The 24692-nt window shown below is 44.5% G+C and carries 20 protein-coding genes and 1 pseudogene; 18 read left to right on the top strand and 3 right to left on the bottom strand.

Annotated elements, in window-relative coordinates; translation table 11 throughout:
* Positions 1–24: 24 nt before the first annotated feature.
* Positions 25–927, top strand: a complete 903-nt coding sequence (locus tag BG32_RS02480; RefSeq protein ID WP_099771259.1) for a diacylglycerol kinase family protein — start codon at positions 25–27, stop codon at positions 925–927.
* Here the strand turns inward: BG32_RS02480 and BG32_RS02475 are convergent.
* Positions 919–1791, bottom strand: a complete 873-nt coding sequence (locus BG32_RS02475; protein ID WP_099771258.1) for a hypothetical protein — start codon at positions 1789–1791, stop codon at positions 919–921. The genes BG32_RS02480 and BG32_RS02475 overlap by 9 nt on opposite strands.
* Positions 1792–1795: 4 nt before the next feature.
* Positions 1796–2239 carry a PspC domain-containing protein gene (locus BG32_RS02470; RefSeq protein ID WP_006487862.1) on the bottom strand — a complete coding sequence of 148 codons (444 nt, stop codon included), beginning with the start codon at positions 2237–2239 and terminating at the stop codon, positions 1796–1798.
* 363 nt (positions 2240–2602) lie between these two features.
* On the opposite strand from BG32_RS02470, the gene BG32_RS02465 reads away from it, so the two are divergent.
* The 17 genes and pseudogenes from BG32_RS02465 (at position 2603) to BG32_RS02385 (ending at position 21444) form a co-directional block, all read left to right on the top strand.
* Entirely contained in the window at positions 2603–3616 is a 1014-nt protein-coding gene (locus BG32_RS02465; protein ID WP_099771257.1) for a LacI family DNA-binding transcriptional regulator, read from the top strand.
* Between the two features lie 18 nt (positions 3617–3634).
* The gene (gene rbsD, locus BG32_RS02460; RefSeq protein ID WP_257211844.1) at positions 3635–4081 is read left to right on the top strand and encodes a D-ribose pyranase; all 447 of its coding nucleotides are present in this window, start codon (positions 3635–3637) and stop codon (positions 4079–4081) included.
* Positions 4082–4148: 67 nt separating this feature from the next.
* On the top strand, positions 4149–4997 hold the full coding sequence (locus tag BG32_RS02455; RefSeq protein ID WP_014731511.1) for a BtpA/SgcQ family protein: 849 nt from the start codon (positions 4149–4151) through the stop codon (positions 4995–4997).
* Complete coding sequence (gene rbsK, locus BG32_RS02450) at positions 4990–5934, top strand: ribokinase (protein ID WP_099771256.1); 945 nt, start codon at positions 4990–4992, stop codon at positions 5932–5934. The genes BG32_RS02455 and rbsK overlap by 8 nt, the downstream gene beginning before the upstream one ends.
* A gap of 3 nt (positions 5935–5937) precedes the next feature.
* Complete coding sequence (locus BG32_RS02445) at positions 5938–7431, top strand: sugar ABC transporter ATP-binding protein (RefSeq protein WP_099771255.1); 1494 nt, start codon at positions 5938–5940, stop codon at positions 7429–7431.
* 5 nt (positions 7432–7436) lie between these two features.
* The gene (locus tag BG32_RS02440) at positions 7437–8402 is read left to right on the top strand and encodes an ABC transporter permease (RefSeq protein WP_257211843.1); all 966 of its coding nucleotides are present in this window, start codon (positions 7437–7439) and stop codon (positions 8400–8402) included.
* A 29-nt stretch (positions 8403–8431) separates the two neighbouring features.
* On the top strand, positions 8432–9322 hold the full coding sequence (locus tag BG32_RS02435) for a substrate-binding domain-containing protein (RefSeq protein WP_006487874.1): 891 nt from the start codon (positions 8432–8434) through the stop codon (positions 9320–9322).
* Between the two features lie 535 nt (positions 9323–9857).
* A complete protein-coding gene (locus BG32_RS16075) occupies positions 9858–10262 on the top strand; it encodes a hypothetical protein (RefSeq protein ID WP_259459451.1) in 405 nt (134 codons plus the stop codon).
* Positions 10255–11112, top strand: a complete 858-nt coding sequence (locus BG32_RS02425) for an ABC transporter ATP-binding protein (protein ID WP_099771252.1) — start codon at positions 10255–10257, stop codon at positions 11110–11112. Before BG32_RS16075 ends, BG32_RS02425 begins: the two co-directional genes overlap by 8 nt.
* Positions 11109–12155 carry an ABC transporter permease gene (locus BG32_RS02420; protein ID WP_099771251.1) on the top strand — a complete coding sequence of 349 codons (1047 nt, stop codon included), beginning with the start codon at positions 11109–11111 and terminating at the stop codon, positions 12153–12155. The genes BG32_RS02425 and BG32_RS02420 overlap by 4 nt, the downstream gene beginning before the upstream one ends.
* A 4-nt stretch (positions 12156–12159) precedes the next feature.
* Positions 12160–13170 carry an ABC transporter permease gene (locus tag BG32_RS02415; protein ID WP_099771250.1) on the top strand — a complete coding sequence of 337 codons (1011 nt, stop codon included), beginning with the start codon at positions 12160–12162 and terminating at the stop codon, positions 13168–13170.
* Positions 13171–13486: 316 nt separating this feature from the next.
* A complete protein-coding gene (locus BG32_RS02410; RefSeq protein ID WP_014731502.1) occupies positions 13487–14650 on the top strand; it encodes a Gfo/Idh/MocA family protein in 1164 nt (387 codons plus the stop codon).
* Between the two features lie 15 nt (positions 14651–14665).
* Positions 14666–15657 (top strand): annotated as a pseudogene (locus tag BG32_RS02405) (sugar phosphate isomerase/epimerase family protein).
* A gap of 11 nt (positions 15658–15668) precedes the next feature.
* A complete protein-coding gene (locus BG32_RS02400) occupies positions 15669–17162 on the top strand; it encodes a sugar ABC transporter ATP-binding protein (RefSeq protein ID WP_099771249.1) in 1494 nt (497 codons plus the stop codon).
* Entirely contained in the window at positions 17163–18137 is a 975-nt protein-coding gene (locus BG32_RS02395) for an ABC transporter permease (RefSeq protein WP_014731499.1), read from the top strand.
* A gap of 36 nt (positions 18138–18173) precedes the next feature.
* On the top strand, positions 18174–19136 hold the full coding sequence (locus BG32_RS02390) for an ABC transporter substrate-binding protein (RefSeq protein ID WP_099771248.1): 963 nt from the start codon (positions 18174–18176) through the stop codon (positions 19134–19136).
* Between the two features lie 193 nt (positions 19137–19329).
* On the top strand, positions 19330–21444 hold the full coding sequence (locus BG32_RS02385) for a VIT domain-containing protein (RefSeq protein ID WP_099771247.1): 2115 nt from the start codon (positions 19330–19332) through the stop codon (positions 21442–21444).
* A gap of 146 nt (positions 21445–21590) precedes the next feature.
* Here the strand turns inward: BG32_RS02385 and BG32_RS02380 are convergent, their stop codons facing one another.
* The gene (locus BG32_RS02380) at positions 21591–24683 is read right to left on the bottom strand and encodes a S8 family peptidase (RefSeq protein WP_099771246.1); all 3093 of its coding nucleotides are present in this window, start codon (positions 24681–24683) and stop codon (positions 21591–21593) included.
* Positions 24684–24692: the final 9 nt, after the last annotated feature.

Below are 24692 nucleotides of genomic sequence, written 5' to 3'. Positions count from 1 at the left end.
GCGGCATAGGCGGAGGTAACACGATTGAAGACCCTCGTAGTAGTTAACCCAAATGCTAGTCACGGTGAAGCTGGCAGGGACTTTGAAAAAAGCATTTCCTCATTGCTCCGAGAGGAAATTGCTGACTACGACATCCACATTACTACTGGTCCTGAAGATGCTCTAAGTTTTGTGACAAAAAACCCGAACTACGATCGAATAATCAGTGTGGGGGGAGATGGCACACTAAACGAGATCGTAAATGGGATGATAAAGGGAAAATCGAATGCTTCGGTAGGCATCGTCGCTCTGGGCTCCGGTAATGATCTCGCTAGAACGATCAATCTAAAGCACAATTATCGAGAAATGGTCAAGATAGCTGCGGGTGAAAACGTACGACAAATCGATCTGCTTAAGGTGTCCTATGTAGACATGAACGGCGTGAAAGCTTCACGGTACGCTGTTAATGTAGTTGGAGCCGGATTTGACGCAGCAATTACAGTTAGAATGATTAAATCAAGATTCAAGACAAGCGGCAAGATGGCGTACCTTCTTTCTTTTTTGATCGAATTATTCACTTCGAAAACTTATCCTTTAACTTTCATTGTCGACGGAGAAGAAACTTCAGGCAGCTACTTCTTCTTGACCATGGCCAACGGAAATTACTTTGGCGGTGGAATGAGGATAGCACCCAAAGCCCTGGTGGATGACGGATATTTTGACGTTGTGGGTGTTTCAAAGATGTCGAAATTGCGTCTGCTTTATCACTTTCCGAAGATCTATCGAGGGGAGCATTTGGTAGTTGATACAGTAAGCTATCGAACCGCTAAAAACATCTCTTTGAAAAGCGACAGAGATGTAATTATTCAGATGGACGGAGAAGTCGTAGGAAGCCTACCATTGGAAATCTCGATTTGTGAAAAGGCTTTGAAGATAGCTTCAGCGTAAGACCTTCAAATTCATTATTGCGCTTTCCAAAGTAATGTAAGAACTGAAATCAAATGAAACACTTTCGAATACATATTCTTCATTGCCTGTATAAGGTAAATCCGTTTTTACGTTCTTTATTGCAGCGCTAGGTTTAAGAATCGCCCGAATATTCTCCGGTATGTGGATCTCTGAATTGATTATCGCGGCATTGACCTTCATATTCGTAAAGCCCGCTGCTGACATAGAAACAATTGCCTTGACGATCGCTCCGTTAATTCTAAGTTCATCAACTCTAAGCTCCCCTAGACTAAAATTGCAGTTCATGACAGCCCCGTTAAACTTTAGAACATAGTCATAAGCGGGATTAAGTTTCATAACGACTGTACTCGTTCCCAACCATGAAACGTTCGATTCCGGTTTCATTATGAACCTCTGCGACAGCTGAGTTATATCCTGTTCAATTTTAAGACCTGAACCACGTACGGCATAATCGACCACGGCAACCGTAGAAGATGCTACTTCATCTCTTAAGGGTTCTAAACTTATGTTCGACATTGCGAGGTCGACTTGAATTTCGATGCTCGTTGCAGAATCGGAACTCTCCAATACTACCGTATCGCTAACGGCCTTCTTACCGGCAAGAAATGGAGAGGGCCAGAAGAAAACGAACAGCACAAAAGCTACAATAAGTATTGTATTCAAGTATCTGATCCACCTGAGTCCCCTAATGCTAGCAAGTATGCTCATTCCTACCAGAACAAGAATGATCGGCCAGAAATTCGCCAAATTGACCAAAGCATTTAGGAGAGTGTCTCCCGTAAATAGACCGAAGATCAGCAAAACACCAACCAGGACAAAGATCAATCCCAATGCGATCTTCATAGGATCATCCCCTATTTATTGATTTATAGATCACAAATCCTCCACCTGCAATCAATACAACACCTATAACGGTTTTCCAGAAGATACCGCTGAAAATGTTCCAGGGAGTAAATGATCCTAAAAGAAGGGCTATCCCAAATACTATGAGAAGCGCCGCGATGATCAGTTTACTCTTGCTATCAGAGAATTCTTCCTTTTTTCCCTCTTCTATCGGCTTCCCCTCTTCATCCATTATCACGACGTTGTTCTCGCTATTGATAGGTGCCCTGGGTACTATAAACATACCAATTATGTATATAATCAATCCGGCACCACCTGCGAAGATCAGAGCAACAAACACCAGCCTTACAATCACCGGATCTACCCCCAGATACTCTGCTATTCCACCTGCGAGACCATCTATTACTTTGTCCTTTCTAGACTTGTATAACCTCTTCGTATCACTCACATAACCACCTCCGTTAATGCTTAAGTAAGTAACCGCATAACTTGATCTCATCCATTATAGTACGATCGATATTTTTCTAGCATAACCGGTTAATCATTCACTAATCTTTAACAGAAAAGGAAATTTGCACTTACTTGTTCCAAAACGTCTCGCCGTTATCCTTATGGATTTGCCCGTTAAGTGAACTGCGCGACTGCAGAAATGGATGCGATTGGGTGAGATAAAAGCACTTAATTGCCTTTCAGCATAAATGATCAGCTTCATTCGAAGAAAACCGAGTTTTGGCAAATAAAAGAATGATGATAGACTGTAGTTAAACGATTAACTAAACGTTTAACTGGCGAATCAGAAGGGATAGATTAAATGCCGAACATGAAAGATGTTGCTAAGCGTGCAGGGGTATCGGTTGCCACAGTGTCAAATGTTATGTCTGGCAAAAAATACGTCAGCCCAGAGCTAAAGAGAGTTGTTCTGGAATCTATAGACGCTTTACAGTACAGACCGAGCAAAATAGCGAGAAGCCTCAAAATCAGAAAGTCCTTTCTCGTTGGTCTCTTGGTTCCAGATATAACAAACCCCTACTTCGCCGAGATTGCCAGGGGGGTAGAGAGCATAGCTCTCGAGCACGACTACCAGATGTTTCTTTGTAATAGTGATGGAAGAAGTTACAGAGAAGAAGAAACCTTGATTTCTTTTCTTGGACATGGAGTAGATGGTGTCATAAATGTGGCACCGAGAATGGATGAGGAGCTTCTAGCCGATCTCTCCAATGGAATGCCTATGGTAATCCTCGATAGGCACCTCAAAATAGAAAACCCGTTAATTGATGTAGTATACACGAATAACTTCAAGGGTTCCGCTCAACTGGCAAGGCACTTGCTGGACAAAGGCCACAAGAGATTCGCTTGTATATCTGGTCCTAAAGATGTTCCAAGCGCAGTCAGGAGGCTTCAAGGCTTTTGTAGCGAATTAGAAAAGGACGGTATTAAAGGCGAAAACCTGAAGATTTATTTCGGTGGTTTCAAGTACGAAGATGGTTTCAAGATAATGAAGCAATACATTTTGAAGCTTAAGATAAGGCCTACAGCCGTTTTTGCTGGAAACGACATGATGGCGTGGGGAGCGATCGAGGCGGCAAAACAAAATGGTTTGAAAATCCCCGAAGATATCGCCATAGCCGGCTTCGACAACGTTCTGTATTCTTCGCTGGTGATTCCGTCAATGACCACTGTCGATCAACCTAAGTACGAAGCTGGACGGACAGCGATGAAACTGCTTCTAGAAAAGATTATTAAGAAGCAACATGGAGAATACGTCGACACAAGAAAGATTGAACTCGATTCACATCTTATTGTAAGAGAATCAACGCAAGTTTGACAAATCTTTGGAGGTGAAATGATGAAAACAAAAGGCATTCTTCACAACGATCTTTCGAGAGAAGTCGCGAGGCTTGGGCACGGTGACATGCTGGTAATAACGGATAGAGGTTTTCCCTTTCCTAGGCATGGGAACACTGTATGCATTGACGTGTCAGTCGGAAGAAATCTACCAAGATTCGTGGATGTCGTTAAAGTCGTTCTTGAAGAGCTCGAGATTGAAAAGGTAATCATTGCTGACGAGACCAGATCAGTAAGCCCCGAGATCTATTCTCAGCTAAAGGAGATAGTCTCTAAAGTGAAAAACAAGGGCAACGACATTATTGAAGAGAACATTCCTCATCCGGAGTTCAAGGATCTCGTTTTAAATGGAAGTCTCCAGGGCAAAGAGGTAAAAGTCTTCGTTAAGACTGGGGAATTCACCCCATATGCAAACATAATCCTGGTTTCCGGAGTCGATTTCTAGATTTCGGCAAAAGGCTCAGTTCAAGTATCACGATTTCATCTGCGCCAAAAGAAAAAGAGGTGGTTATGTGAGAAGAGATAGGGAAGTTCTAAGCAGCATATTCAAAAAAGGCAAACCGATTATTGGAATGATACATCTGCGTCCCCTTCCAGGATCACCGAGATACGATCCCGAAAAACTGGGCATGAAGGAGATTCTCAGGATCGCTATTGAAGAAGCGAGAATTATGGAGGGATGTGGTGTTGATGGACTTCAAATTGAAAACATCTGGGACTTTCCATATCTCAAAGGGGAAAGGATCGGTCACGAGACTTCCGCTGCCCTGGCAGTAGCGACTCAAAGTGTGAGAGAAGCCGTCAATATACCTGTAGGTGTGAACTGCCATCTCAATGGAGGAAAGGCAGCACTCGCCGCCGCAGTTGCTGGTGGCGCAAAATGGATAAGAATCTTCGAATGGGTCAATGCGTATGTTTCTCACGCGGGTTTGACGGAAGGCATCGGGGCAGAGCTTTCTAGATACAGAAAACTTATAGGCGCAGAAGAGATTAAGTTCATGTGTGATGTGAATGTGAAACATGGGAGTCATTTCATTATTTCTGACAGAAGTGTTGAGGAACAGGCTCATGACGCCGAATCGGAAGGGGCAGAAATTCTAATCGTTACGGGATTTGAGACCGGGCAGGCACCTAACGCAGAAAAAGTAAAAAGTTTCAGTGAAGCTGTAAGCATTCCGGTGATGATCGGAAGTGGTTTGACAAAAGAAAACGTAGGTGAACTTCTTAGGTTTGCCGATGGAGCAATCGTCGGAAGCTACTTCAAGAGGGACAACAACTGGAAGAATCCCGTTGATCCAAACAACGTCAGAAGCTTTATGAAAACCGTTGAATCCCTTAGAGAGGCGGGCTACGATGATTGATTACGCATTTAACGGAGAGATTCTCTGCATGGGAAGCATGAACATGGATCTAGTGATGGTAATGGATAGACTTCCTGAGCCTGGAGAGACTGTTCTCACAGACAACTTCAGTACATACCCGGGAGGAAAGGGAGGAAATCAAGCAGTTGCGGCGGCAATCAGTGGCGCGAGAGTTCAGATGTTTACGAAACTTGGTGGTGACGGATTCAGTGAAGAACTGATCCAGATGATGAAGGAAAAAGGGGTAGACACTTCCAGAATACTTAGGGATCCCGAAAGCACAGCGGGTATTGCAATGATAAGAGTTGACAAAAATGGGCAAAACTCGATTTCTTTTACCCCGGGTAGTAATGCGCGGCTTTCTCCTGAAGACGTGGAGAAAAACTCTGATCTCTTCAAACGCGGGCGTATTCTTTTGTTAACAATGGAAATAGCACAGGAGACAATCTTCAGGGCAATCAAACTGGCCCATGAAAATGGAATGTTTACGATCGTCGATCCCGCGCCTGCTCCTAGAAATGGGTTCCCCGATTCCATCGCGCCTTTGATCAATTTAATAAAGCCTAATGAATCCGAAGCGAGGATTCTGACAGGCATAGATGTTCACGACAGAGAATCTGCGCGGATTGCCCTCCAAAGACTAAGTTCAATGGGCTTCAATCTACCAATAATAACTCTTGGCGAAAAAGGCGTTGTTGGAGTTGATGGCAATAACTTCATGGACTTGAAGCCCTTTGACGTTGACTGTGTGGACACAACTGCGGCTGGAGATGTCTTTTCAGGAGCTTTGGCAGCAGCTTTATCGAAGGGTGTGCATCTGAAGGAATCTCTAGAGTGGGCAAATGCAGCAGGAGCATTGAGCACTACGATCTCCGGTGCTCAAACTTCTATCCCTGCTCCGAAAAGCGTCGAGAAGTTACTAAGAAGGCAGGTGTAACAGGTGCCCGATATTGCGCTGAAACTGGAAGGAATATATAAATCTTTTGGTGGAATCCATGCTCTGAAGGATGTCAACTTCGAGCTGAGCGAAGGTGAAGTACATGCGCTCCTTGGCGAAAACGGAGCTGGAAAATCTACACTGATAAAGATCCTGACCGGAGTTCATAAAATGGATTCGGGGACTATTCAGGTCCAAGGAAAAACAGTAACGATTGAAGACCCCGTAGACGCACGACACAAAGGAATAGGCGCAATATATCAAGAACTAAGTCTCGTAGACTCACTAACAGTAGCCGAGAATATATTTCTGGGTCACGAACCTACCACATCCTTCTTTGGAACTTTAAGAAAGAAAGAGCTCATTCGAAGAGCAGCGGAGTATCTATCTTCCTTCGGAATCGAAATAGATCCTAGCACTCTTGTCAGAGACCTAGGTCTTGGGCAGAAAAGGATAGTGGAAATAATAAAAGCGCTATCGATAAACGCCAATATCCTTCTTCTCGATGAACCTACAACCGGTATGAGCAGAGTGGAAATCGATACTCTGTTTGAGATTATGGATGATCTGAAACTAAAAAAAGTGAACATGATCTACATCTCCCATCATCTTGATGAAGTCTTTAGAGTGTGTGACAGAGCCACCGTACTGAGAGACGGTCAAAACGCCGGAACCTTCGAAATTGATAAGGTGGATCTAAAGACGCTGGTAAAATCAATGCTTGGAAGAACCTTGAAAGAAGAGTTCCCGGTACGAGAGGGGAGACCATCCGAAGATACACTGTTGGAAATAGAAGAGTTCAAGACCGACAAGATGCTTGCTCCAGTCAGTTTTAGCTTGAAAAAAGGCGAGATCCTCGGTATAACGGGAATAATCGGTTCTGGAAAAAGCGAACTTGCCCTCGGTTTGTTCGGAGCAGACAGGGCTATAAAGGGAAAGCTCTCAATTGCTGGCAAGGAAGTGAGATTAAACTCGCCCGATGATGCAAAGAGACATAGTATCTCTTTCATTCCAGAGGATAGAAAGGAACAGGGCTTATTTCTTAGGCTCAACGTAGAACATAACATCTGTGTTGCAAACATCGATCTCGCCATTAAGAACGGAATAATCTCGAGCAAAAAGAAATCAGAAATTGCAACGGATACGTCAGAAAAACTAAAAATAAGACCTTTAGACATAAAAATGGCAGTCCAGAATCTCTCTGGTGGAAACCAGCAGAAAGTTGTTATTGGAAAATGGCTTTGTGGTGAACCAGATATCTTGATACTTGATGAGCCGACTCGCGGAATTGACATCGGTGCAAAGACAGAGATCTATTCTCTGATCAACTACCTTGCCGATAGGGGTACAGGAATATTGATATTGTCATCTGAATTCCGGGAGATGAGTGCGATATGCGATCGAATCCTTGTGATAAGAAAAGGAACAATTGTCGCCGAACTTGAAGGTAAAGATTCATCTACAGAGCAGTTATTGACACTGGCGCTTGGAGGTTAATGCACATGGAAAATAGGATTGAGAAAAATGACAGATCGGCGTTTGTTAACAAATTTTTGAGATTGCTAAAGGGTGAACTAGGGCTGATCTTAATCCTTGTAGCATTAATGGTGGTTTTCTCATTGATGTCACCATATTTCTTCACCTCTAGGAATCTGCTGAACATTACCAGGCAGGTGTCGATAACTCTAATTGTCGCTATTGGAATGACCTTTGTAATACTCACAGGTGAGATAGATCTTTCTGTTGGTTCTTCTGCAGCATTAGTTGGAGTTGCAACTGCGGCGGTTCTTAATGCAACGGGCTCCATCTTCCTAGGCCTGATTGCGGGGTTGATACTTGGGGTCGGAATCGGGTTTGCGAATGGCGTTCTGACTGTTTACGGTCGAGTCCAATCCTTCATAGTGACACTTGCTATGATGGGGATTGCAAGGGGAGCCGCACTGGTTTGGACCGGAGGAAAGCCGATATCCAGATTGCCTGTAGATTTCGCGATAATGGGTGCTGGCTATCTCGGACCAGTACCGGTTTCAACGATAATAGCTGCCGGAGTCTTCATTCTCGCCTTCTTTGTTCTGAACAGAACAAAACACGGAGTGTATGTGAAGTCAATTGGAGCAAACAGGGAAGCAGCTAGGCTATCAGCAATACCAGTGAGGAAATACCGGGTTCTTGCCTTCGTCATTTCCGGTCTAATGAGTGCGCTTGGTGGTATTCTCATAACTTCCAAGCTTCTTTCCGCTCAGCCAACTGCCGCCGAAGGACTTGAGATGAATGTAATAGCGGCTGTAATACTTGGGGGAGCATCTCTTTCCGGAGGTGTTGGTACAGTTCTGGGCACTCTCCTGGGTGCCATGGTAATAGGAGTTATCGATAATGGAATGAATCTCGTAGGAGTATCATCGTTCTTTCAACAAATAGTGAAAGGAGTAATAATACTCGTTGCCGTACTGGCAAAACGTAGTGATTAAGATTCTCTATCAAAAAAAGGAGGGGTAACATGAAACGAATGTTTCTGGTAGTTCTTATTATCGGATTGTTAGCGCTAACGGGCTTTGCTGCAAAAACCATCGGTTTTTCAGTCTCGACACTTGCAAATCCCTTTTTCGTAACTATGAAGGAGGGGGGAGAGGCAAAGGCAAGCGAACTGGGTTTGGAGATGATCGTTTTGGATGCTCAGGATAAGCCGGAAACTCAGTTTGCTCAGATTCAGGATCTCATAACGAGAAGAGTAGATGTGTTGATTATCAACCCCGTTGACTCTGACGCAATAGTCTCGGCAGTTCTTGAAGCAAACGCAGCCGGAATTCCGGTTATCACTGTGACAAGACCTTCAAATGGTGGAGTAGTGGAACAGCATTTAGACATCGATAACAAGGAAGCAGGTATGCTCGCCGCAGTAGCATTGGCAGAAGCACTTGGCGGAGAAGGAAAAGTAGCCATCCTTGAGGGGATACCCGGAGCACCGTCGGCAGTTGACAGACAGAAAGGTTTCATGGACGAACTTAAGAAGTACCCAGGTATCGAAGTAGTAGCATCACTAACAGCCAATTACTCAAGAGAAGAAGGTGCAAGAGTTACGGAAGACATTCTTCAAGGTAACCCGGTGCTGGACGGAATCTACGCACACAATGACGAGATGGCACTCGGCGCGGTTAGGGCAGTGATTGCCGCGGGAAGACTGGACGAAATAAAGATTGTCGGAATTGATGCCACAGATGATGCAATTGCAGCCATAAAAGCCGGTGAAATGGTTGCAACAGTTCAACAGCAGCCTTACCTACAGATGCAGATGGCAGTTATCGCGGCACAGAGAATCATCAACGGCGCAACTGTGGAACCTAAGGTAATAATTCCACTGAAACTTATAACTATCGACGTTCTCCAGTAATTAGCTGATCTACAAGGAGAGCAGCGTACGCTGCTCTCCTTTTTTTTTTGTGAAAGCATCACGAAGAAAATGAAGAGCCCACTCATCTGATTTCTCAAAATACTCGCTTGCGATGATCCAAAACTCTTCCATTTCGTTTCCAAGCTACTAAAGAAACAATAGAGATCCAGGAGACGACTTTTGAACAATGGCCTCCTTAATTTCAAGTTAACAATGCTGTTCAGCTATATCGAATCTTTGCTTTCAGAATACCACAAGGAGTATAATGTGACTGATTAGTCATATGACTTATCGGTCACAAAGGAGATGTTTGAGTGCCAAAGGAAACTTTCTTCAACTTGCCGGAAACGAAGCAAAAACGAATTTTGGAAGCTGCCATAGATGAGTTTGCAGCGAATGGATATGAAATTTCAAGAGTCAACGAAATAGTCCGAAGATCTTCAATCCCGAAGGTAGCTTCTACCAGTACTTCGAAAACAAGTCTGATTTGTTCAGATATGTTCTGGACATTATCTACAAGAAAAAGATGGAGATTATGACGGGCATCGAAATCTCACACAGAGAGCTGAGTGTATTTGAAACATTAAGGGTAATGGTTGAAGCAGGAATAAAGATGGCCGAGGAAGATCCTCGGTTTTTGAAGATCAGTGACAGTCTCGTTGCAAACAAACCTTTGATGGATGAGGTTCTGATAGAGTATGCTCCATCAAGCGATGATTTAATTATTTCCTTGATTAGACGAGGAAAGAATAACGGTGAATTAGCTGATTGGGTGGATCCGGAGCTATCAGCGAAGTTGATTACTGCCTTCATGCTCTCACTGAGTGAAATGATAAGATCCAGCAGCAATGGGAAGATTACTGACGAAACGAGGGAGAAGTACCTCTCTCTAATTAATCTTCTTGAATACGGTATGAAGAGGAGAGAAGATTATGATTAGGGTATGTGATCTTTACTATTCTTACGGGAAAGACGAAGAGTTCGCCGTAAATGGCATCTCTTTCGAAGTCAAGGAGGGAGAGATTTTCGGTTTTCTCGGTCCAAACGGGGCAGGAAAGTCGACGACTCAGAGAATATTAACGGGCCTCTTACCGGTCCAAAAGGGGAAAGTAAGGGTCATGGATGTCGATGTTTCTGCAGCTACCCCTGACTTCTATAACAACATAGGCGTCTCCTTTGAAAATCCTAATCTTTATCTCAAGCTGACTGGTATCGAGAACCTTGAGTATTTTGCCAGTCTGTACGATGTACCGACAGAAGACCCAGCCCATATGCTCTACATGATCGGCCTGAAAGACGTTGCTAAAAAGAGGGTAGGAGAATACTCCAAAGGGATGCAACAAAGACTGGTCTTTGCTCGTTCTCTCATTAACAATCCGAAAGTCTTGTTTCTGGACGAACCTGTTTCCGGGCTAGACCCATCAACTTCCGCAGCAATAAAAGAATTAATCAAAGAGAAGAAGAAAAAGGGCACAACGATCTTTCTGACGACGCATAATATGCACATCGCCGATGAACTATGTGATAGGGTGGCATTCATTGTTTCTGGAAAGATTTCGCTCATTGACTCCCCGAGGAATCTAAAACTACAGCATGGTAAGAAACTGGTGGAAATTGAATACAGGAAAAATAGTTCTCTGAAGAGGGAAAGCCTTTCTCTTGTTTACGAAGCTGATCGGCAGAAGCTCAATTCTCTTCTTGACCATGAGGTGATTGAGACGATTCATTCTAAAGAAGCTACCCTTGAAGAGATCTTCATTAAAGTGACCGGAGAGAAGTTAGAAATATGAGACTCTTCACGAACACCTCTAAGGAAATAATACTAGGTTGGAGGAGTCACTTCTTCCTGCTTACCGTAATGCTGGCTGTGGCCTACTTCCTTTTGATGACATTTCTGATTCCCGAGGATCTTTCAACCAGCACACAGCTAATTCTTCTAACTGAAAACGAGGAAATCGCGAGAGCGATCGAAGCCAGTGATCGTAGTTCCGAATCGTCACTTTCATTTGTCAACAGTCGTGATGAGCTCTATGAATCACTCAATAGAAGTTTCAATAGTGTTGGCGTAATTATGAGAGGCGATACAGCTTCCCCATCATTTGAGCTGGTTTTCCAGGGACATGAAGACACGAAAACCAGAGAGCTTGTGAAACTAGTGGTTGCCCATCTTCTAAATGGTTCAGATAATCAGCCGATTTCCAGCAACAGTGTCCAGTACCTTCAGGGAAAACAAGATGATGGACTCGATATCCCCTTTAACAAGTCTTTTCTTCCGATCTTCCTGATGTTTGAAGCCGTAATGATGGGTATGATAATGGTCTTTGCAATGGTTTTCAGCGAAAAATCTCAGAAGACCCTCGACGCATTTGCGGTGACACCGGGAAGAGTCTGGGAATATCTGGGAGCCAAAGTGATCTTTCTCATGATTCTAGGGATAGTTTTCGCGATCATTCTCACGGCTCTTACGGTTGGTCTCCAAGCTGAGTACCTACAGCTTGTTTTGATTGTCTCAGTTGGGAGCTTCCTCTCGACATCTGTTTCTCTAATAGCTGCAAGTTTCTATGAGAACCTATCTCAGTCAATGGCCGCTATTCTGACGTTGACGGTAATTTTCTCATTACCGATACTTTCATATTACCTGGAAGGATTCTCTCCCTGGTATCTGAGAATACTTCCTACTTTTCCCATTCTCTTCTCGTTGCAAGGAGCTGTTTTTCCTCATCAGGGTTCAACAGATATTTCCTACATGATATTGGTAGCGGTCGAAGCGGTGCTGGCTTTTGTGATAGCCGTCAATCTCTACAAGCTTAGAATACGAAGGGTTAGGATGTGAGATCATGAGAATGAAGAGGATACTCAATGTTTTCAGAATAGACACCATCAACGGTGTTAGAGATAAGATGGTGATATACATACTCGTGGCCCCGATAATCTTCTCATTCTTTTTCAGAATCATAGCACCTGATTTTCAGAGTCTTTCTTTATCGTTCGTTACTCTGAAAGACCAGAAGGCCACTTTGGAAGCTCTTGAGAAGTTTGGTAGCGTCGAACCCGTCTCATCCGAAGCGGAAATGAAGGAAAGAGTCGGACGTTCTGATGACTCTGTGGCTATATACAAGAAAGGCGAATCATTTAATCTCTTTCTTCAGGGTAACGAATCGGAAGAAATAGAAGAGATTGCAAAGATCATCCTCACAGGACTTCAATCTGATACGATGAGGCATATCGATTTTAAAGAAAGCGATCAAGGAAGATTTGTCGCACCGGTAACAGTATTCGGATTCACTTTCGTTGTAATCATCTCCTTTGTTTTGGGAGGAATGGTAATAGGGTTTAATATCATCGAAGAAACAGAATCAGGAGCAATGAGAGCTCTCATGGTAACACCAATAAAAAAGAGCGAACTCATTCTCGGAAGAAGCATCCTTGGGATTATCATTCCTTTGATTCACGCATTTCTGGCCGTTCTGATTCTCGACTTGCCCACTATGGATTATCTGAAACTAATAATAGTTACTATTTTAAGCTCAATTATCGGTATTGTCGTCGGTTTTCTCATCGGAGTAATCTCGTCTTCACAGATGAGCGGGATTGCAAACATGAAGATAAGCGGCTGGTTACTCCTGATGCCTGTAATACTTGGCTTCATACTTCCCGAAAGACTACATTTCATATTCTTCTGGTCACCTACATACTGGTCATTTGTCGTACTCAAAGACATCGTAAATCGCAGCATTAACTGGTCAAGTTTCGCCATTCAGATTCTCTGGATATGTCTAACGACTGTCATATTATTCCTCTTGATGATGAGCAGAATCAAGAAGGGACTCCAGACTTACCTCAACTAAGGCGGGTAGCCCGCCTTAGTCTTAAACTGATAAATATTTTTATGGGGCAAAAAATTAAATCGATGCTGCCAGAATTCACTTGAACATCCTATAGGCGCTTCAGGAACGATCTGAGATGATTATTCTTCATCTAATGAAAACAGCAAAAGTCAATGCAGTTTCTCGCAAAATTCTTTCGTTTTTCACTCGTTCTTTTGGTCAGATGCAATGCAAGAATTAGGTCTGGTTTTAGCTATAATTTTAGAGAATAGGAGAAATTCCTTATCTTCTTAGTGTTTTGTTCGTAAGAAAACATCATATACGAGAGGTGAGAGAGATGATTGAAGGCAAGGAAGTCGCCTCTGCTGGTCAGCTAAGATATGGAATGGTAGGCGGCGGCGAGGGTTCGTTTATCGGTGACGTTCATAGAAAGGCAATAGCAATCGACGGCCTTGCAAAGCTTGTAGCCGGATGTTTTTCGATTTACTATGACGACACTGTAAGAACGGCCAAAAAGCTTGGAGTTTCTGATGATAGAGTATACAAGGACTACAAAGAAATGGCGAGAAAAGAATCTGAGCGAGAAGATGGAATTGACTTCGTAAGTATCTGTACTCCAAATGTCACTCACTTCCCAATTGCCAAGGAATTTCTTGAAGCAAATATAAACGTCGTTTGTGAAAAGCCTCTTGCAATCGACGAATCTGAAGCACAGGAACTTGCGGATTTGGCAAAAAAGAAGAATTTGCTTTTTGCCGTTGCATACGCTTATTCCGGTTATGCAATGGTAAAACACGCAAGGGAAATGATACAGAATGGAGCAATAGGTGAAATTCGGGTTGTCATGGGTGAGTACGCTCAGGACTGGCTAGCTACAAGACTGGAAGATACCGGCAACATGCAGGCAGCATGGAGAACGGATCCCTCACAGACCGGAAAATCGAACTGTGTCGGCGATATTGGAAGTCACATTGAAAATACAGTTTCCTACATCACGGGCCTCAAGCTCAAGTCGCTTTGTGCCAGTCTCGACTCGTTCGTCCCGGGCAGAACCCTGGATGATAACGCCGAAATCCTCGTTAGATTCAGCAATGGGGCACGGGGTGTCTTCTGGGCTTCCCAGGTTGCTGTTGGTCATGACAATGGCCTTAAAGTCAGAATATTCGGAAGCAAGGGATCAATAGAGTGGGAACAGGAAAATCCAAACTACCTGAAGATAGCATACGTTGGGGAACCGGTCCAGATTCTCTCAAGGGGTGGTGGATACATGCTGCCCAATGCTGCAAGCGTTTCTAGAATTCCGGCGGGACATCCAGAAGGATATTATGAAGCCTTTGCAAACATCTACCGGAATTTCGCAACAACTCTTATAAAGAAGAAGAGTGGAGAAGACATGTCTGGAGCCGATTTCCCAACAGTCGAAGACGGCTTGGCAGGAGTGAGGTTTATCGGAAAGGCAGTTGAAAGCTCTCAGAAGGGGAGTATCTGGGTAGACATCTAGTCAGGAGGTTATGATATGGGAAATAGACCAGTCACATTGTTTACGGGGCAGTGGGCCGACCTCACTTTTGAGGAAATCTGCAAGAAAGCCAGTTCGTGGGGATATGATGGCCTTGAGATTGCCTGTTGGGGAGATCACATGGATCTCGAAAAGGCCGCTAAAGATCCAAATTATGTCGAAAAAAGGAAGGAGATTCTCGAAAAGTACAATCTGAAATGCTGGGCCTCGGTGCCCATCTTATGGGGCAGTGTGTGGGAGATCTTTATGACGTAAGGCTTGATGGATTTGCTCCTGCCAGCTGTAAAGGTAATCCCGAAAAGATTCGAGCATGGGGAATAGAGCAGATGATGTACGCTCCTACAGCTGCAAAGAACATGGGCTGTTATACTGTAACAGGCTTCACAGGCTCTCCTGTATGGAAGTTCTGGTACTCGTTCCCCCAAACAACGGAGAAGATGGTTGAGGACGCCTATCGGGAAATCGTTGATCTCTGGACACCTATTTTTGAGAAGTTCGATGCTGAAGGCATTACATTCTCACTTGAAGTTCATCCCACCGAAATCGCCTTTGATTATTACACCGCAAAGAGGCTGTTAGAGGTATTCAATTACAGAAAGACGCTTGGATTCAATTTCGATCCAAGCCATCTCATCTGGCAGGGAGTAAAACCCCACCTCTTCGTAAGAGATTTCGCAGAAAGGATCTATCATGTACACATGAAGGATGCAGCAGTTACATTGGACGGAAGGGCAGGGATACTTGGATCAATGATGACCTTTGGTGACACTAGACGGGGATGGAACTTCAGGTCTCTCGGTCACGGCCACGTCAATTTTGAAGAAATCATCAGAGAGCTAAATAACATCGGTTACAGCGGTCCCCTCTCGGTGGAATGGGAAGACAGTGGAATGGAAAGAGAATTCGGTGCCAAGGAAGCTGCCGAGTTTGTCAGGAAAGTTGATTTCGAGCCTTCAAACATCGCTTTCGACGATGCAATGAAAAGCTGAGGAGTGAACTAATGGGTGAGGTCCTGATAGAGACCAAAGGGATTTCAAAGGAATTCTCAGGGGTTAGGGTTCTCGATAACATAGACATAGGAATAGAGAGGGGCGAGATTTTCGGGATCATAGGTGAAAATGGAGCCGGAAAGTCGACTCTCGTTAAGATCCTAAGCGGAATCTACACACCTACCGAAGGAAAGATCTTTTTCGAAGGCAAGGAAGTGGAAATCAAGGACCCTTTGCACGCGAAAATGATAGGAATCTCTATTATCCCTCAGGAATTCAACTTGATCAATGAGCTCAGTGTCTATGAGAACATCTTCCTAGGAAGTGAGATTACACGCAAGGGGTTCCTCAACACAAGAGAGATGAAGAGGCGAACCATTTCTCTTCTGGAGGAGTTGAAGAAATCAATCGATCCCGAAGAGAAGATTGAGAGGTTGAGCGTGGCCCAAAAGCAAATGGTTGAAATTGCGAAGGCCATAGCTTACGATTCAAAACTCCTGATAATGGACGAACCGACGACTGTTCTTACTCTCAATGAAATTGAAATCCTCTTTGACCTCATGAGCAGTCTAAAGGAAAGAGGGGTTACCATCATCTACATCTCTCACAAACTGAAAGAAGTCAGAAAAATCTGTGATAGAGTGATGGTTCTAAGAGACGGCCAAACGATCAGTGTAAGTCAGACTGGTGAGGTTGATGAAGAAGAAATGGCAAAGAGAATGGTAGGACGCGAGCTGAGCCAGATCTTTCCAGATAAAGTTTCACCATCTGACGAAGTTGTATTCGAAGTCGAGAACCTGACAATTAATGGTCTTCTAGAAAACATTTCCTTCGGACTTCGTGAAGGGGAAATTCTTGGCTTTGCCGGTCTAGTGGGTGCGGGAAGAACTGAACTAGCCGAAGCTATAATTGGTATCAGAAAGAGAGATTCAGGCAAGATCAGTATCAAAGGCAAACCGGTGGAAATCAAGTCACCCAACGATGCTGTGAAGAACAAGATTGCTTACCTTTCGGAAGATCGTCAGGGGAGTGGAATATTAACATCCTTTGATTTGATAAAGAATACAACGCTTATTTCGCTTCCGGCTTATTCTAAAATACTCATTAACAGTAAGAAAGAGCGGGAAAAGACGAAGAAGTATGTCGACAAATTCAATATCAGAGCAGCATCTCTCAAGACAAGACTGGAGTTTTTCAGTGGTGGAAACCAGCAGAAAGTCTCCCTCGCAAAATCCCTTGACCCGGAGCCCGAGATTTTCATTTTCGACGAACCCACCAGAGGAATAGATGTGAACGCTAAGAGAGAAATATACAGATTCATGAACGAACTGGTAAATGAGGGTGTGTCCTGTATTCTCATTTCCTCCGAACTTGAAGAGATAATAGGAATGTGCAACAGAGTCGTCGTGATGAAAGAGGGAAGAATTACGGGAATCCTTGAAGGTGAACATATCAACGAGGAAGAGATCATGCTTCATGCCACGGGACTCAAGGGGGTTGCTTGAATGGCAGGTGAAAATGTAAAGAGACGCTTCGAATATGAAAGATTCGGCCCGTTAATAGCCCTTGCGATACTTTTTGTAATATCCGCTATTGCCAGCCCGTACTTTCTTCAGACTCAAAACCTTTTGAATATCCTGAGACAGGTTTCCTATACAGGGATCATAGCTCTAGGAATGACTTTTGTGATTATTTCGGGAGGGATCGACCTTTCGGTTGGATCTATGGTCGCTCTTGTTGGTGGAGTTGTGATTCTTGCGCTCAACTGGCTTCTGACCGTATTTGGCGAGGGTGGAGAAGCATGGGCTATACTGTTCGCGCTGATAATTGGTTTGCTTTTTGGTGCAGGATTGGGCGCGTTGAACGGACTGATGGTAACAATTGGAAAGATCGCTCCCTTCATTGCAACACTCGGTACTATGGCCATTTTCAGATCAATGGCGCTGTATATAGGAAGCGCCGGCGTTTTTAGATCTGAAAGCAATCTCTTTCCCGATCTGGGAATGGGTAATGTCCTGGGCATTCCAAATCCTGTAGTTGTATTCATAAGTCTTGCGGTGATTTTTGCCATTATCCTCAATAAGACTCGTTATGGAAGATACCTTTGCGCCGTCGGCTCCAATCCAAAAGTTGCCAAGTATTCTGCCATCAAAGTGAACCTCACAAGGTTCATTTCATACGTTGCAGTAGGTATTACCGTTGGATTCTCCGCCGTCTTTCTCTCTGCGAGATTGAATTCAATGAGTTCCACGAATGGCGGCTTGAACTATGAACTTGATGCCATAGCCGCAGTCATCATCGGTGGAACGCCAATGACAGGTGGAGCGGGTTCGATATTCGGAACTGTTATCGGTGCCATCACACTCGGCATAATAAACAATATGCTTAATATGCTGGGGGTATCGCCATATCTTCAGGGTACAGTCAAAGGTGTGGTAATTATCGGTGCGGTACTAATACAGAGAAAGAGATCTCAATAACCCCAAGGGGGTCAAAGGAAACAGGAGGTGTTTCTTGTGAAAAAGGCATTTGTTCTTACAATCCTCGTAGTGTTCATTCTCTCGGCTTTTGCGATGGCTGCCGAGAAGATCAAGATTGGTGTTGCCATTCCAAGTGCGGACCATGGTTGGACAGGTGGAATCGTATGGTGGGCACAAAGAGCCATAAAGGACTGGAGTGAGAAGGATCCCGACATTGAGTTCTTCCTGGTGACGGCCGACTCACCTGCAAAACAGGTTGGAGACGTTGAAGACCTCATGGTAAAGGGCATCGACGCTCTGGTTATTCTTGCTCACGATTCGGAACCACTCACACCTGTTGTCGAGAAGGCCTATAACAGTGGTGTTTTTATCGTGTCAGTCGACAGAGGTTTGACGAAACCCGTTGAGAATGTCTACGTAGCCGGTGACAACCCGGGCCTTGGAAGAGTATCTGGCGAGTGGCTGGCTGAGGCTCTCAATTACAAAGGCGACATAGTTGTTCTGGAAGGCATCCCTTGCGTTATTAATAGCGAAAGAGTAGACGCATTCAACGAAGTAATGGCGAAGTATCCGGACATAAGAATTCTGGATTCACAGCCAGCTTACTGGGATACTGCACGTGGATTAGAGATCATGGAGAACTACCTTCAAAAGTATCCGAAAATCGACGCTGTTTGGGCACAGGACGATGATGTTCTTGTTGGAGTCCTTCAGGCATACAAGGAATCTGGAAGAAATGACATCAAGCTATTTCTCGGCGGCGCCGGATCGAAACAAATGATAAAGAAGATCATCGACAATGATCCTCTAGTGAAGGCAGACGTTACATACCCCCCATCAATGATAGCGACAGGAATTTCTATGGCGGTATTCGCAATGAGAGGCCAGCCTTTAGAGGGGTTCTATCAGCAGCAGATCCCATCAAAAATAATCCTCGCTGCAGAGCTGATTACTGCTGAAAACGCCGAGCTTTACTACGAACCTGATTCAATATTCTAAGTTTTCACTTCACGAATCTAGACGCCCGGAGACCAAGGTCTCCGGGTTTTTCGACTACAAAGCCTTACTAACTATCCAGAGTAATTAGAAAGGGAGTTTTTCTCCTCCCCGTATCTCTTCTAAAAAATCGACTGCATAAACCTTCAGGCTCTTTGAGATGTCATAAGTACTAGACAAAAGAGGGGGCGATGTAATGAAGAGACTTGGAATGATTTTGCTTTTTGTTCTGGCAGTCACTTCAGCGTTTTCAAACGGTGTAGTAATCCCGCAGTTTCCTTTGGAACAGGATTCAGGGGGATTCGTGATGAATACCCACAACGTTCATATAACAGTCGAAGATGGAATTGCGACGGTAATAATTGAGGAGGAATTTGAGAACACATCAACCAGATTGCTGGAAGCTGTTTATCTGTTCCCAATTCCCTCTTCAGCTGTAATAAGTGATTTCACAATGAAGATCGGAGATCAGATTCTGAAGGGTGAAGTACTTCCAGCAGATGAAGCGAGGGAGATATACCAAGAGATAGTGGCGAAAATGAAGGACCCGGCATTGCTGGAGTACGTTGGGACTCAGCTTATCAGGATGAGTATCTATCCCTTTGAACCGAGCGAAAGAAGGCAATTCTTTATTGAATACAGCCAGCCACTGGAAATATCTTCCAATTCATACTCGATGATTTATCCTCTGAAGATCGACAGTTTTCTTTCGGCTCCCATAGGCTCAGTGAGTGTTAGAATTTCGGTTCCTCTTCAGATCGCCGAGGTTTATTCGCCGACCCATCCATTCGTGGAAACAACAGGAGTCAGCGGCAGGGAGTACGTCTTCATAGGAAATGATCTGATTCCCAATTCAGACGTCGCTCTGGTTCTCACTTCATCCGAAGATGAGATACCTTCCTCTCTGGCAACCCATTGGGATGAATCAACAAATGAAGGATATTTTCTCTTAACACTTATCCCTAGAATTAAGGAGGAAATCGTTATCCCCAAAGATGTCGTCTTCGTTCTCGATATTTCCGGTTCGATGTACGGAGAGAAGATTGAACAGGCTAAGCGCGCTTTAGAACAAGTACTTCAGATGCTAAGACCGGGGGACCGCTTTGCACTTGTTACCTTCGATGGAAGAGTGCACAACCTTACTGGAAGTCTTCTCGATGCTTCAGAAAAGGCTGAGTGGATAGAAAAGGTCAGAAGGATTCAGGCAGATGGAATGACAAATATCTACGACGCACTTCAAACAAGCATAGATATGTTCAGCAAATATGATACTGGTAGATTCAAGGCACTTCTCTTCCTGACTGACGGAGAGCCGACAGAAGGAATAACCGATATTGGAAGGATCATTAGCGATGCAACTCCCGAGGCAAGAGCCAGAAATGTTCATCTCTTCTCTTTTGGAGTAGGCACCGGGGTTGTTGCCGAACTGCTGGACCGACTTGTCCAGGAAAATGCCGGAAGAGTAAGTTATATTGTTGAAGGAGAAAGCATTGAAGCAAAAGTCACCGATCTTTACAGATCCATAGAGACACCTGCTCTGGAAAACGTGACTGTTTCCATAGAAAACCTCGATGTAAGGAAGACTCTTCCTGAAGGTCCATACTCTCTCTTTTCAGGGCAAGCTTTGAGGATATCGGGAATCTACTTTGATGAGGGAGATATGAGAGTGACAGTTGAAGGTACCAGAGGCGGTGAAAAGTACAGATATGAGTATCTCTTCAAAACTTCCAAGAGATCTGACAGCCCATTTATCGAGAGAATCTGGGCTCAGAAGAGAATTGCTCATCTTGCAAATCTTTACCGATATGATCCTTCCCTCACTGAAGCAGAGAAAGATGAGTTGAAGCTTGAAATTATCGCTCTCTCAAAAAAGTTCAACATCATAAACGAGTTTACTTCGTACCTGATCGCACCTGAAAGAGTTCAAACATACACGGCAGGAGACAGAGGAGGCCTGGGCGCTGCACCTCCTGCAGATTCGGTCATGGCAGCGAAATCCGTTGCGGAGATGGAGCAGGACCAGTTCGTTGAAGGTGGCTCTTCTGATTACACATTCGTTGATGGAATAGGCTTCACTCTTGAAGAAGGGGTGTGGATCCAGGACGATGAAGAGGTAAACACTCTTGAATCGTTAGGTTTGGCTGCATACAGTGAAGCATACTTCGAGCTTGCCAACAGAAGCGACTGGGTGGCGAAAGTCTTTGCACTCGGTGATAGAATAAGGTTCATCTACGAAGGAGTTCTAATTGAAATCTCAGATGAAGGTATACAAACTCTGGATGAGCTGCTCGATGCTTTGAATAAGCAGTAATCTTCGTATAGAAATCCTCGTCGTGTACTGGAATATTTGCAAAAGAAAAGGAACGCGATTGCGTTCCTTTTCTCGTTCATTACAAACCTACCTTGCGTTGAAGAACGTCAGCCAAAGAAATACTAACTTCTTTCAGAAACGGCTTATCAATCTCCAACTATCGGAGCAAACTCAAAATCAACCCAGTTGTCGCCACCGGAAAGGGTCACTGTCTGGGCATTGTCAAGATCCGGAGTGCCTCCTGAATAGTTGAAATACCCGAGAAGATCTCCAGTGTCAATCGTTCCGCTTTCGTCCATATCCCTCCAGGCGAAGATCTTGACCTGAGTACTGCTTACGTCACTGAAATGGTAGGCACCTGAGTCAGATAGGTTAGTGCTGGCAATATTGGTGCCAGTTGACGGATTTCTCAAGAAGACTTTGAACTCCTGTGGCGAGGCAATCGAATCAAGCGCAGCTTCGGCATCTACAAGTCCCCACCCGTAATCGTCATCTCTTCCAGGAGATCCAAGATCTATGGCGGTGTTGTGCAGTACATTTCTAATGTCATCCGGATCAGTCAATCCAGCTCCCATTAGAAGAGCCACAAGGCCTGTGACATGTGGCGTAGCCATCGATGTTCCCTGCATGTACATGTAGGTGTTGCCCGAGGGAGTCCATCCGGTGCTGTATATTCCGTTTGGATCGGTGCCTGATCTCATATACCCTCCGGGTGCCACAACATCAAGCTCAGACCCATAACATGAGTAAGGAGATATCTTGATTGTACCTTCGTCTTCCCATATCGCTCCAACGGCAATAGTCTCTGGATAGCGAGCAGGATAAAGAATATTACCGTCTCCATTGTTGCCGGATGCTGCGACCATCACTACTCCATTTCTGGCCGCGTATTTCACAGCGTCGTGAACGGCAGGACTGTCTACCGCTCCTCCTAGACTCATGTTAATTATCTTCGCTCCATGATCGACTGCATAGATTAGGCTGTTCATAAGTGCGGCAGCGTCCTTTATTCCTCTGATGGGTATTAGTGTGATTCCCAGTCCTCCCCAGGTAACGCCGGAGACACCCAGTGCGTTATTCGTGAGCGCGGCGATCGTTCCAACAACGTGAGTTCCGTGGCTGTCCTCGGATTCGAGAGGTTCTGAGACATCTGTATTGCTGTCTATGAAGTTATACCCAGATTCAAAGATTCCGGAGAGATCGGGATGGCTAGTGCTGAATCCCGAGTCAATTACCGCTACTACAACGCTTCTAGATCCAACCGTGTAATCCCAAGCTTGAGGTAAATTTATGACAGGGTAGTTCCACTGAACGGGGTATGAGGGATCGTTCGGGGTGGTACTAAGTGCGTAGAATAGGCTGTTCTTCGACACCTGAACAACTCCCGGGAGTCTTTTCAATTCCTCATCGCTTGCTGTTGTTCTAACGTGCAGGTACTTCAATTCACCATAATAATTCTCTATTCTTTCTATTACATCGATCGACGCGATAGAGGCACTACTGAATGAAGACTCCACCTCTTTGAATGATTCCACCTTTAGAAGATATTCGTTTTCTATGAATTCAGGTCTGTCATACGTGGTTCTTATCTCAGTATTGGAGAGTATCTCTATCTTATTTAGGTCCGCAGTCTTTATGTTTCCCGTGTATGGAGTAACGGTTCCAAAGATATTCTTGGTCGTAGTCTCAGCATTGTAGTATGCAATCACATTCTTGGGAGAGTTGACATTAACAGCTATAGGGTTTGCATCTCCCATGTTTGCTCCGTTAATAACCCAGTGTGAAAAGGTGTAACCGGCTCTTACTGGAGCAGTGAAATTCTTCACGGTTGCAGCTACATGCCAACCTGCGCCGTCAATTGTTCCGCCTGCAGGGTTTGTTCCCGTTGTCACCTTGTACTCTACTTTCATCTCTGCGGTATAGGTCATATCTGAGTTCAAGGTAATTGTTCTTGGATTGTTAGTATTGGTATCGCTCCAGCGTACAAAGGTGAAACGAGTGTCTGTTCCCGTTACTTGACCAGATTTCTCCTTTTCCTGCGGAGAGACAACTTCTATTTCTGCTTCAGTACCACTGTTGAGAACTACCGTTTTTGGGGAGACATAAGCAATACCAACGATGATTATGTTTAGTCCGGTTTCCGGAGATGTAGTTACCGTTAATGTGTATTGTGTTTCTTGCTCGGCAAAGACAGCCGTGACATGATAGGGTTTGTCAACAACAATCTCAATAGGCCTTGCGCTTCCAAGGTTCTGACCATTTACATACCAGTAGCTGAAGTTGTACGGGCCCAAATCTCCGCTGAAATCGAACAGCCACACATTGCCTCTAGCCGTCCAGAAATTTGCCACTTCCGATACTTCTGATGGCGAAGAATCGACTGTCACCCTGTATTCTGCGTCCATATTTGCGGTATATGTTATATCTGTGTTTACTATCACGTTTCTAGTATGCGAGGTGTTTCCATCATTCCATTGATCAAATATGTATCTCGAATCTATTCCCGAAAGCCACGGGGATATGTCTTTCTCCTGAGGAGTAATTACTGCGATTTGCTTCGTTGTCCCACTGTTGACAATCATCCCTTTTGGAGAGGTGAATGACACACCGTCTATTTCAATGTCCAGCGCAAGATCTGGAGAGGTGGTAACAGTTAAATTGCAGGGGACCGGGTCAGTAGTGTAAACGGCGACAATATTCTTGGGCTCGTTAATTGTAACACCAATAGTGATCGATGAACCCGAGTTTGTACCGTTTACAAGCCAGTGACTGAAGGTATAACCGTCCATGACGAGAGCTGTCAGTGTCGCGTATGCATTCTTGTTATGCCAACCACCGCCCGTGACTACTGCACCCGCAGGGTTTGAAGAGGTTTCGACTTTGTACTGTACGCCCATTTGAGCGGTATACGTAACGTTGCTGTTCACGGTAACGTTTCGAGGATTCGTGTTGTTTGCATCATTCCACTGCTGGAATGTGTACTTCGTATCGTCACCCCCAACGAATGCCGAAGTATCCCTTTCCTGAGGACTCGTTATTTGAACCTCGACATTTGTCCCCTCCTGATATTTCTGACTAAAGGGAGTCACTTTGTTTACCAAATCGACGATAATCTGAATTCCTGCGTCCGGCAAGGTCGTAATAGTAAGCGTGAAGCTTTTAGGGCCATTCGGACAGCCAGTCAACATGAGTATCAGAAAGACCGTTAGCGATGCAAAAAGCAGTAACTTTCTCTTCATTGTTTCTCC

Origin of the sequence: Mesotoga sp. HF07.pep.5.2.highcov (assembly GCF_003666285.1) — a bacterium.
Classification (GTDB): Bacteria; Thermotogota; Thermotogae; order Petrotogales; family Kosmotogaceae; genus Mesotoga; species Mesotoga prima.
Note: the sequence above shows the minus strand (reverse complement) of the source record. Positions and strands in the feature narration are given on the sequence as shown.